Annotated in this window: 10 protein-coding genes and 1 rRNA gene; 5 read left to right on the forward strand and 6 right to left on the reverse strand. The window is 65.9% G+C overall.

Annotated features, from left to right (window positions below; translation table 11 throughout):
• Positions 1-97 precede the first annotated feature (97 nt).
• Both GTK09_RS10070 and GTK09_RS10075 read left to right on the forward strand, forming a co-directional pair.
• The gene (locus GTK09_RS10070) at positions 98-880 is read left to right on the forward strand and encodes a crotonase/enoyl-CoA hydratase family protein (protein ID WP_163463018.1); all 783 of its coding nucleotides are present in this window, start codon (positions 98-100) and stop codon (positions 878-880) included.
• A gap of 133 nt (positions 881-1,013) precedes the next feature.
• Positions 1,014-1,496: a YbaK/EbsC family protein gene (locus tag GTK09_RS10075; RefSeq protein ID WP_163463019.1), complete on the forward strand. Its 483-nt coding sequence runs from the start codon at positions 1,014-1,016 to the stop codon at positions 1,494-1,496.
• Between the two features lie 147 nt (positions 1,497-1,643).
• On the opposite strand, the gene GTK09_RS10080 is transcribed toward GTK09_RS10075, so the two are convergent.
• The 5 genes from GTK09_RS10080 to GTK09_RS10100 all read right to left on the reverse strand — a co-directional run bounded on the left by GTK09_RS10080 (position 1,644) and on the right by GTK09_RS10100 (position 5,995).
• Entirely contained in the window at positions 1,644-1,793 is a 150-nt protein-coding gene (locus GTK09_RS10080; RefSeq protein WP_163463020.1) for a YjiS-like domain-containing protein, read from the reverse strand.
• A gap of 505 nt (positions 1,794-2,298) precedes the next feature.
• On the reverse strand, positions 2,299-2,892 hold the full coding sequence (locus GTK09_RS10085; protein ID WP_163463021.1) for a P-loop nucleotide/nucleoside kinase family protein: 594 nt from the start codon (positions 2,890-2,892) through the stop codon (positions 2,299-2,301).
• Positions 2,893-2,969: 77 nt separating this feature from the next.
• Positions 2,970-3,863 carry an ROK family protein gene (locus GTK09_RS10090; protein ID WP_163463022.1) on the reverse strand — a complete coding sequence of 298 codons (894 nt, stop codon included), beginning with the start codon at positions 3,861-3,863 and terminating at the stop codon, positions 2,970-2,972.
• Complete coding sequence (locus tag GTK09_RS10095) at positions 3,841-4,746, reverse strand: tagatose-bisphosphate aldolase (protein WP_163463023.1); 906 nt, start codon at positions 4,744-4,746, stop codon at positions 3,841-3,843. The genes GTK09_RS10090 and GTK09_RS10095 overlap by 23 nt, the downstream gene beginning before the upstream one ends.
• A gap of 274 nt (positions 4,747-5,020) precedes the next feature.
• Positions 5,021-5,995 (reverse strand): sugar-binding transcriptional regulator, encoded by a 975-nt coding sequence (locus tag GTK09_RS10100; RefSeq protein ID WP_163463024.1) that lies wholly within the window; start codon positions 5,993-5,995, stop codon positions 5,021-5,023.
• Between the two features lie 174 nt (positions 5,996-6,169).
• Here GTK09_RS10100 and GTK09_RS10105 point away from each other — a divergent pair, with 174 nt between their 5' ends.
• The 3 genes from GTK09_RS10105 to GTK09_RS10115 are packed head-to-tail and all read left to right on the forward strand — an operon-like array spanning position 6,170 to position 8,909.
• Positions 6,170-7,162 carry an ABC transporter substrate-binding protein gene (locus tag GTK09_RS10105; protein ID WP_163463025.1) on the forward strand — a complete coding sequence of 331 codons (993 nt, stop codon included), beginning with the start codon at positions 6,170-6,172 and terminating at the stop codon, positions 7,160-7,162.
• A gap of 38 nt (positions 7,163-7,200) precedes the next feature.
• Entirely contained in the window at positions 7,201-8,172 is a 972-nt protein-coding gene (locus tag GTK09_RS10110; protein ID WP_163463026.1) for an ABC transporter permease, read from the forward strand.
• The gene (locus GTK09_RS10115) at positions 8,169-8,909 is read left to right on the forward strand and encodes an ATP-binding cassette domain-containing protein (protein ID WP_163463027.1); all 741 of its coding nucleotides are present in this window, start codon (positions 8,169-8,171) and stop codon (positions 8,907-8,909) included. The genes GTK09_RS10110 and GTK09_RS10115 overlap by 4 nt, the downstream gene beginning before the upstream one ends.
• A 918-nt stretch (positions 8,910-9,827) precedes the next feature.
• Here the strand turns inward: GTK09_RS10115 and rrf are convergent.
• A 5S ribosomal RNA gene (gene rrf / locus GTK09_RS10120) occupies positions 9,828-9,942 on the reverse strand.
• Positions 9,943-10,087 lie beyond the last annotated feature (145 nt).

Consider the following 10,087-nt stretch of genomic DNA (forward strand, 5'->3'; position numbering starts at 1 on the left):
GTTTACGCCGATCATCGGCGGCCCCTAGCCTCTCGTCAATGACGGCTCGCCCGCCGGGATCGGCCCGGGCGCAGCGGCCGTCGTTTTGGAGAGAGCCATGACAGACCCCGTTCTGATGACCCTGCGCGAAAAGATCGCCGTCCTCACCCTCAACCGGCCGGACAAGCTCAATGCGCTGAGCTACGAGACGAACGACCGGATCTGCGCCCTGCTCGACCGCATCGAGGCCGACGACGGTCTCAGGGCGGTGGTCATCACCGGCGCCGGCGACCGGGCGTTTTCGGCCGGGGCGGACATCCCGCAGTTCGCCGCGAGCGTGGCTGAGGGCCCCGACGCGGCGATGCGCGACTTCGTGCGGCGCGGCCAGGCGATGACCCGCCGCCTCGAAACCTTCCCAAAGCCGGTCGTCGTGGCCGTCAACGGCCTCGCCTATGGCGGCGGTTGCGAGATCGTCGAGGCCGTCCACCTCGCCGTGGCGAGCAGCCATGCGCGCTTTGCCAAGCCGGAAGTCGCCATCGGCATGCCGCCGACCTTCGGCGGCACCCAGCGCCTGCCACGGCTCGTCGGGCGCAAGCGAGCCCTGGAACATCTTTTGACCGGAATGCCGTTCGATGCCGAAACGGCCTGTCGGATCGGTCTCGTCAATCACGTCGTCGAACCTTCGCAGCTGATGGAAGCGACCTTTGCGATGGTGGATCAGGTTCTCGCCCATTCCTCGCCGGCGCTCGCGGGCATCCTCTCGGCAGTCACCCGCGGGCTCGACCAGACGATGGAGGAGGGTCTGCGGATCGAAGCCGGAGAGTTCGCACGGTTCGCCGCGACGCCGGGCTTGGCTTCTCGCCTGTCGGCCTGGACCGAGAGGCGCGGTCCCCGGCCATGAATTGCTGCCTGCAGCGTTCGAGGCGAAGCCTGTCGGCCACCGCCGTTCAAGGTGAACCCATTTGCGCCCGCCATATCGTTTCGCTGGTGGTCGTTTCGCGGTAGACGTCGCCCAAAAGCCAAGGAGACCAGACATGGCAACAGAACCCCATCCCCCCGCCGTTCAACGGGTCGCCGACGCTGCCGCAGCCAAGGGCCTGAAGGTCAAGATCGTCAGGACGGAAAAATCCGCCCGCTCGGCCGAAGAGGCGGCCGAGGCCGTCGGCGCGCAGGTCGGCCAGATCGTCAAGTCGCTGGTGTTTCGCGGCAAGGACAGCGGCAAGCCCCATCTCCTCCTCGTCTCCGGCGCCAACCGGGTCGAGGAATCAACGATGATGGAGGCGCTCGGCGAAGCGCTGGAGCGGCCGGATGCGGCCTATGTGCGGGAGGTCACCGGCTTTGCCATCGGCGGCGTCGCGCCGTTGGGGGCGACCTCGCAGATCGCCGTCTACATGGACGAGGATCTCTTCCAGTTCGCCACCGTCTGGGCGGCCGCCGGCTCGCCGAACCACGTCTTCGAGGTGGTGCCCCTGCAGCTTCGATCCGCAACCGGCGCCACACTCGGCCCCGTGCGCTGAGGGAATCGACCGTGCGGAAACGGCGGATATGTGGGAGCAGACGAAAAAAGCGCCCGTTCCTCCAGGGAACGAGCGCTTTTGGGCGAATGCCCGAAACGGCACTCTACTACTCTCCGGCGGGCGCGCGGCCTGCCGGGGCCGATCCGCTCAGCGGCGGCCGAAACGAACGGCACGCTCGATGTCGGCGCGCATGACGCCGATGTCGGCCAGTTCACGGTCGCCCATCATCTGCAGCTGACGGATGTCGCTGCGGGTGCTGCGGAGGGATTTGATGCGGTCTGCGAAATTGCGGAACATGGGGTGTCTCCTCGACGCCAGGAAGCACGGCGCGCTCTGTGGCGCGCTGCTCGCCCTGGAAATTCTGCGGTTTTTAACGGTGCGCAGGTCGGGGCATGGCCGCCTCGGCGGGGATGTCTCAACCTCGTGACGCTCATATATTCGGCAGAAGTGCACAAAACTAGAGCAGTGAATCGCACATCAGACGTGCACACTTTGCATGGCATCGTCACGAAGATTTAACCGACGTCGTCTCCCTTGTGTGGCGCTGAGAAAGCAGGCCTCGAAGCGGCGCCGGTTGGGGCTGCCGCGCCAGCGCAAAGCCGGACCAGATGGCGAGGCTCGATCCGCAATTCCGCAGATCCAGCGCATCAGATCCTAGCGACGCCACCTGACGACGCCGTGGAGCGCCGGGATCGGCCCCCCGCTCGACCGCGCGCCCAAGCGGAACCCAAGCGCTTCCCACGTCTTGCCGGAAGCTCCGACCTCGTATCCGCAAACCGCCAGCAGGGGCCGGCTTTCGCTTCTATTCGGTGATAGGATCTGAAGATGCGCTGGCCGTCGGGACATACCCGTCCTGCTCGAGAAGCTCGCGGACGCGCGCCGTGATGCCGGGTTGCCAGGGACGTTCCGTATCGATCTCGACCACCGGCCCGAGCGCCATCGGGCGGGCGCGTTTCGTCAGCTCGAAGAGCTCGTCCGCATAGGCTGCCGGCAAATGCCCGGCATGTCGGGTCCCGGTGCGGGCGCGATAGCGGCCCGCGGCGGTCTCGGGCGAAACCGCACACCAGATCTCCACCACGCGTTCGATCCCGGACCGCGCGAGATGGTCCTTCAGGACGCTCTGGGGCTGGAAACCGTGCCAGGCATCGATGACCGGAAGCAGCTCGGACGAGAAGCCGGCGATGGTGTCGAAGATCGCCCGATAGCTGGCCCGACCGAGCATCCTGTTGTGCTCGCGGTCGCCGATGCCGACCTCGACGAACAGGGCTTCCTTGACGACGTCGAGACCGAGCGGCACGGCTGCAAGGCCTGCATCGAGAAGCGCCCGCGTCAGATGGGCACCGACCGTCGACTTGCCGCTGGCCGGAACGCCGTTGACGATGATCGCCTGCTTCATGTCTGGCTCCTCGTCGGACCGGCGAATTCGATGTCGGGACATCCGGCTTCGCAATGGCGGCGGCGAAACCCGGGCATCTATTCCGGCGCCGGCAAAGCGAGCGCCCGAAGCCCGGCGCCGATCACGCCGGCGTCGTCGCCGAGGCGGGCGGCCTCGACCGGCATGGCGAACCAGCGGCCGCGTTTCGGCAGGCGCTCCAGCGCCCGCACCATCTCGCCGCCGAGCCCTCCCCCGACGATGACGAGCTGCGGATCGGCGACCGCGACGAGCGTTTCGATCGCCCGCTGCAAAGGCCGAGCCCAGCGCGCCAAGAGGTCGCTGCACGCGGTCTCACCGTTTTCGGCCCGGACCAACAGATCTTCGGCTTTCGTCTGCGCGTCCAGTCCAGCCTCGGCGATGAGGCGACCCAACGCGGTACCGGAACTGAAGGTTTCGACGCAGCCGGTGCGTCCGCAATTGCAGCTCGGTCCGGCCTCGGCAACGACGATGTGGCCGAACTGGCCGGATATGCCACCGCCGTACCAGGGAGCGCCGCCATCGATCGCGGCACCGCCGATCCCGGTGCCGACGGTCACCATGAAGGTGAGGCCGCTCGTATCGCCACGACGGGCGTTCGCCTCGGCCAGAAGTGCCATCGTCGCATCGTTTTCTATCCGCGCGGGCAAGCCGGTCTCGGCGGCGATCAGCGCGGGCAGGTCGAGCCCGGCGATGTCGAGATAGCCGGCCGATACGATCTCGCCCCGATGGCCGAGGACGCGGCCGGGAATGCCGATCCCGACCGCGACGTCGCCGTCGGTGCGAAACCCGCCGACGAGCCGCGACAACTGCGCGACGAAGCCGCTGCGATCCGGCTGCACGGGCTCGATGACGCGTGCCGTCAGATCACCGGAGGCGTCGATGCGGGCGACCCGGATGCGGGTTCCCCCGACATCGATGCCGATCGCCGTCTCAGGCAGCGGGCGCGTGCGCATCCAGAACGTCCTGAATCTGCCGCAGCCGCTTGCTGGCGATTTCCTCGAGGCGGGTCTTGCAGACTTCGGCATCGAGGGAGATGCAGTCCTTCCACAAGGCCCGGCCCGCGATCACGCCCGACGCACCGTTTTCCATCGCCGTGGCGACCTGGCCGATGAATGTCTCGTGGTCGACGCCCGCCGACAGGACCGCCCAGGGAACGCCCTGGCAAAGCTCGGTGATGCGGCGGCACGCATCGGCGGTGCCCGGGAACGGCAGCTTCAAGACCTTCGATCCGAGCTCGAGCGAAATACGGGCGCTTTCGACGATGAGCTCGGGAAAGGCGGCCGCATAGGCCTCGTCCGATTCCCCGTCGAGCTGATAGGTCAGGATCTCGACCACCAGCAGCAGGTCCTCGCGGGCGAAATCGGCGATGCAATCGCGGATGATGCCGATATTGACGTCGTTGGCCTCCGGACGGTCGGGCCTGAGATAGACCATCAGCTTGGCGCCGGTGCCGCCGAGTTCGCGGCAGCGGCGGGCATCGATGCCTGGTACGAGCTTGGAGATGCGATAGCCGTTGGCGTCCGTGTCCCAGCCGGAGGCGTCGAGGCCGACGAGAAGGCCAGTGTCGCGCGACAGGACGCCCTCGTCGACGACATGGGGCACCGCACAGACCGCATCGAGGAGGACGCAGGACGCCTTGTTGGCAAGATGCCGGACGATGCCGGCCTTGACGGTGCCGAGCATGGCCTCGTCGATCGCGGCCTGTTCCTCCGGCGTCTTCGCCAGCACCTTGCGCATGCCGCCGCGCTGATCACAGGCGACGACCATCATCAGGCCGTTGTCGCCGCAGATCTGCTGATAGCCGCGGCGTTCCGCCGTCGTCATCTTCGTGGTCATTCGCGATGATCCTCCGTCTTGCGAACATGTCTCATAGGCGAGCCGGGGCACCGCGATCGGAGCGCGCCGCCATCGTTCGAAGCCCGAGCAATCGTTGGCGTCCTGCCGCGACCCGGATGCCCGCATCTGCAGGTGTCGGGGCCACGTCCGGACCTGCCGTCATGACTGTCGTTCTTCCTCGCCGCGGGATGCGTTCGTTCCCGCGCCTCCCAATTCGCGAAAATCTCTAGCTTTGAGAGCTGCAGAAAACAACAATTATTTGCAGAAATATATTTCAGTCAGAGGCGGGCGGGGATTCCTCCGAGCCGCTGTTGGACGACGGTTGCTCTAGGACCTCGAGCATCCCGCGGGCGAGGCGCGTGTCGGTGACGAGGGCGTTGATCATCCCCGACCGCGCCGCGCCGATCGCCGCACGGACCTTCTGCTTGCCGATGGCAACCCCGATGCTGAGCGGGATCCGGCGCAGCTGGTCGCGGCTGATCGACATCAGGTTCTCCTGGCCCTTCCAGTGAACCTCCTCGCCGTCCTCGTCGAAGTAATGGCGCACGACGTCCCCGACGACGCGGTCCGTGCCGAGGTCCTCGAACGCGAAATCGCGATGGCTGGTGGCGAACTGGAAGTCGCCGATGCCGAGGATCGCCGCATCGACCCGCGACCAGTGGCGCAGGATCTGCGACGTATCCCGGTCCCGCGAAAGGACCTTGCGCAACTCCGGCGAGACGATCGACGGTGCATAGAGAAAGCACGCATCGCCCTGCATCTGCTCGGCGGCCGTGCGGGCGAATTCGTTGATCTGGAAGTGCGAGGCCGTCTCGTGCATGCCGCCCGTCGTCGGCACGACGACGACGCCGGGGATCTTCGGCAGTCCGGCGGCGATGACGCTCTGCACGGTGCGTCCCCAGCCGATGGCGATGGTCGCGCCGGCGGGAAGCTCGGCGCCGCTGAGAAGCCCGCAGACCTTCGACGACAAGGCCGCCGCCTTGCCGCTTTCAAGAACGTGGACCGCGCGCAGTTTCAGATGCCGGCAGAGCGTGTCGCCGATCTGGTCGGTCTCCTCCAGGTCGGCGACCTGGATGCGCACGATCCCTTCCTCGCGGGCGAGCGCCAAAAGCCGCGAGACCGTCGCCGTCGAGACCTGCATCCGGCGCGCCACTTCCAGCTGCGACATGCCGTCGAGATAGTGCAGCCTTGCGGCCGCATGCATCATGCTGCGGTTCAGCAGGCTGGCACCATGAGGGCGTCTGGTCATCGTTCGATCTTTCCAGAAATAAATTTCCGTTATTTTCTTCTTGCCGAACCTCCGTCGGTTAGGCAACATCGCCCCCGTCGAATTCGTCTCCGCGCGGCATGGGCAATCGCCTGCGGCTACAGGGACGGAGGGGATGGCTCGTGGAGGAGCCGAGTTTCAACGGGAGGAAAATCGATGAAGAATCTGCTCAAGTCCGCGGCGCTCGCCGCGGCATTGCTTGGCGCCGTGGCCAGCGCCCCGGTCCACGCCCAGGACGGCGCGAAGAAGGACTTCAAGATCACCCTGGTGCCGGGCCTGACCACCGACGCCTTCTACATCACCATGAATCGCGGCGCCCAGGCCGCCGCCAAGGCGCTCGGCATCACCGTCGACTTCCAAGGCGCCGAAGAGTTCGATCCCGTTCTGCAGACGCCTGTGCTCGATGCCGTGATCGCCCGGGGACCGGACGCCATCCTGATCGCCCCGACCGACGCCACCCAGATGATCGAGCCGCTGCGCCGCGCCAACGAAGCCGGCATTCCGGTCGTCACCGTGGATACCTTCATCGACGACGGCAAATATCAGGACGGCAGCGGCGACGGCGACTTCCCGGTTTCCTCGATCTCGTCCGACAATGTCCTGGGCGGCCGGATGGCGGCCCGTGCCATGGCCGAAGACATGGGCGGCAAGGGCAAGGTCTATATCTCCAACGTGCGGCCGGGCATCTCGACGACGGATCAGCGCGAAGAAGGCTTCAAGGCCGAGATGACGGGTAAATTCCCCGACATCGAGGTGTTGGACACCCAGTATAACGAGAACGACGCCTCGCTCGCGGCATCGCAGTTCCAGGCCGTCCTGGCACGCAATCCCGACATCGCCGGCGTCTTCGGCGCCAACCTGTTCTCGGCCATCGGCGCCGGCAACGGCGTGGCGGGCGCCAACAAGTCGGAGGACGTGACCGTCATCGCCTTCGACGCGCCGCCCAGCATCGTCGACAACATCAAGTCCGGCGTGGTCGATGCTGCGATCGCCCAGCATCCCGCGGAGATCGGCTATTACGGCGTCATGACCGCCTATGCCGTCCTGACCGGCCAATCCGTTCCGACCACGATCGGAACCGGCTTCACGGTCATCGACGCCGACAATGTCGACGACGAAGCCATCGCCAAGTTCATCTATTCCGAGTGACCTCCACCGTGACTACGAACTCAAAGGGGGCTTCATTCGTGAAGTCCCTCCTCAACGCATGGTCGTGGCTGTTCCTCGTCCTCATCCTGGGCTTCTTCGAGATCTACGCCCGGATGGAGACGGGACAGACATTCCTGTTCCGCATCTACAACATCCAGTCGATCTCGGTGGCGGCCTCGCAGATCCTGCTTCTGTCGCTCGGGCTGACGCTGGTCGTGGTGGCGGGCCACATCGATCTGTCGATCGCCTTTTCCACCGGACTGGCCGCGGTCGTGATGGCGCTGGTCATCCGGATCATCGGCCCCGAGAGCGGCTGGCTCGTGGTCATCCTGGCGATGGGGGCGGGGCTTCTGTCGGCCGTCCTCGTCGGTCTCGTCAATGGGTGGCTCGTCGCGCAGCTCAACGTGCCGAGCTTCATCGGGACGCTCGGAACCTTCGGTATCGCGCGGGGCGTGGCTCTGATCGTTGCGGGCGGGGCGACGGTGTCGATCCGCAGCGAGGAGGCGCGGAGCTTCGGCAATGGCGAGATTCTCGGCATTCCCGTCCCGGTGCTGCTGGCGCTGGTGCTCGCCGCCGCATGCCATTTCCTTCTGACCTACACGAAGTTCGGCGTCCACACCTATGCGCTCGGGGCCAACCGGGCCTCGGTCGAGCGCGCGGGCGTCGACGTGAAGAAGCATCTGGTCATGCTCTTCGTCATCTCCGCGATCACCGCCGGCATCGGCGGGCTGGTCTACACGGGACGGTTCTCTGCAGGGGCTGCCAATGCCGGCGAGCCGATCCTGCTCTATGCGGTGGCGGCGGTGTTCATTGGTGGTGCCTCTTTGACAGGCGGCCAGGGAACCGTGATCGGCACGGTGATCGGCGCCTTCATCATCGCGGTGATCCAGTTCGGACTGGTCTTCTCGGGCCTGCCTCCCTACTGGCAGTTCGTCGCCGTCGGCCTCGTCATCATCGTGGCGGTGCTCGTCGACCAGTCGAGGGACAAGCTGACGGGGAAGCTGTCATGACTGCAATTCTCACCGCCACCGGCCTGAAGAAGCGCTTCGGCGGGATCGAAGCCGTCAAGGACGTGAACTTCGAGGTCCATCCCGGCGAATGCGTGGTGCTTGCCGGCGACAACGGCGCCGGCAAGTCGACGATCATCAAGATGATCTCGGGTGTCTATCAGCCGACCGAGGGGACAGTCACCTTCGACGGCGAAAAGCTCACCGGCAAGAGCCCCGAAGCCGTTCGCCGGGCAGGGATCGAGACGATCTATCAGGATCTCGCACTGGCGGACAATCTCGACGCCGGCCTCAATCTCTATCTCGGCCGCGAGAAGACGACGCGGGTTCTAGGCATCCCCGTTCTCGATCGAAAGTCGATGCGCAATGCCGCCGTCGAGGTTCTCAAGAGCCTCGGGATCGTCGTGCCCGATCCGACCGCTCCCGTCCGCGACATGTCCGGCGGCCAGCGCCAGGCGATCGCCATCGCGCGGGCGATCCACTGGCAGGCCAAGCTCGTCATCCTGGACGAGCCGACGGCCGCGCTCGGGGTTCCCGAGCAGCGCGAGGTGATGGCGCTCATAGAGCGGCTGAAGAAGAAGGGTGTCGCCATCATCCTGATCTCCCACAACCTGCCCGACATCTTCGCCGCGGCGGATCGGATCATCGTCCTGGCGCGCGGCGTCATCGGCGGCGAAAGACGGCCGTCCGAGACCAATGACGAAGAGATCGTCCGCCTGATGATGGGCGCCACCCTGTAACTCTGCGGACCCGTGAAAGCTTCCCGGCCGGCCACCGGCGTTCCGCGGCCGGGGCAAGATCAATCGCGTTCGACGCCATTCGTTTCGACGGGAAAGTCACGAAACGGTAGCCTTTCGAGGCTGCGCAGGTCGCGACCGGCGCATAGCGTCGGTGGCGACGCAGCGGGTGCGATCTCCCAGGCGGACAGGAGAGCTTCGAGCGGGCAGACGGCCTTTAGCAGCCCCGTGCTGGTTCCTTGTCCAGGCATGGACGCCCGTACCGAAGCCGAAGCTGCCCTTCTGGCGCCGATCCGGACCGATGCGCTCAGGATCGGCGTCGACGCGAGAGTTGCGATGCGCCCTGACGAGCTCGATCGCCACGCTGGCGCCGCACGGCAGGCTGACGCGGGTGATGATCAGTGCTTTGCAGAGCCCGCGGTCCAGCGGGCGGTTCGGCCATGCAGGCGCAAAAAGTCGGCCACGAAGCCCCCACGGCTCTTACCGGAACCCTCACCGCAACCGGCTCCGACCTTTCGCTCAATGGGGGCGTCGCATCTCCGCCTCTAATCGCACTGGATGAAAGTTTACTGGCAGGTCAGCTGGATTTCGTCGCCGATCCGTTCACCGATGATCCAGCCCCTCAGGCATTCGTCGGCGACAGCCCCGCGACTCTGTACCGCCGATCACCGCCCCGGTGCGCCGGCGTCCGGGCCGGATCGAACTGCGCCAGAACCATACGGCGGGACGTCAGACGAACGCGTCAGACCGGCTCCTGCCTCAACGTCGATCGTCAGTTCGAGCCGGCGTCGTCTGCTGCTTGTGGGTCGATGCCGAGCGATGGGGTTCTGCAACGCAAAACGCCCCGCCGGATGGTATCCGGGCGGGGCGTTTGTTGCGTGGCTGAGAAGAAGGAGACCGTTGGTTTTTTGCGATTGGCAGACCTGGCAGCGACCGACTTTCCCGCGTCTTGAGACGAAGTATCATGGGCGCTGGGGCGTTTCACGGCCGAGTTCGGAATGGGATCGGGTGCGGCCGCCCCGCTGTAACCACCAGGTCGGCCAATCGCAAAAAAAACGATTTCGAGAAGCTGGATTTTCATTGCAATCGCCGCCCGGACTTTTTCGGATCTGGCGCCGTCGTAGCCCCGTCGCGAAGCGACATATGGGCGAAGACAGCCCCGCCTCGAACGAGGCGGCGTT

This window comes from Jiella pacifica, assembly GCF_010500815.1.
GTDB classification, from domain to species: Bacteria; Pseudomonadota; Alphaproteobacteria; order Rhizobiales; family Rhizobiaceae; genus Jiella; species Jiella pacifica.

Excerpts from the sequence above, each read along its gene's own strand:
- GTK09_RS10070 (WP_163463018.1), top strand. The coding sequence starts at position 98 with ATGACAGACCCCGTTCTGATGACCCTGCGCGAAAAGATCGCCGTCCTC.
- GTK09_RS10075 (WP_163463019.1), top strand. The coding sequence starts at position 1,014 with ATGGCAACAGAACCCCATCCCCCCGCCGTTCAACGGGTCGCCGACGCT.
- GTK09_RS10080 (WP_163463020.1), bottom strand. The coding sequence starts at position 1,793 with ATGTTCCGCAATTTCGCAGACCGCATCAAATCCCTCCGCAGCACCCGC.
- GTK09_RS10085 (WP_163463021.1), bottom strand. The coding sequence starts at position 2,892 with ATGAAGCAGGCGATCATCGTCAACGGCGTTCCGGCCAGCGGCAAGTCG.
- GTK09_RS10090 (WP_163463022.1), bottom strand. The coding sequence starts at position 3,863 with ATGCGCACGCGCCCGCTGCCTGAGACGGCGATCGGCATCGATGTCGGG.
- GTK09_RS10095 (WP_163463023.1), bottom strand. The coding sequence starts at position 4,746 with ATGACCACGAAGATGACGACGGCGGAACGCCGCGGCTATCAGCAGATC.
- GTK09_RS10100 (WP_163463024.1), bottom strand. The coding sequence starts at position 5,995 with ATGACCAGACGCCCTCATGGTGCCAGCCTGCTGAACCGCAGCATGATG.
- GTK09_RS10105 (WP_163463025.1), top strand. The coding sequence starts at position 6,170 with ATGAAGAATCTGCTCAAGTCCGCGGCGCTCGCCGCGGCATTGCTTGGC.
- GTK09_RS10115 (WP_163463027.1), top strand. The coding sequence starts at position 8,169 with ATGACTGCAATTCTCACCGCCACCGGCCTGAAGAAGCGCTTCGGCGGG.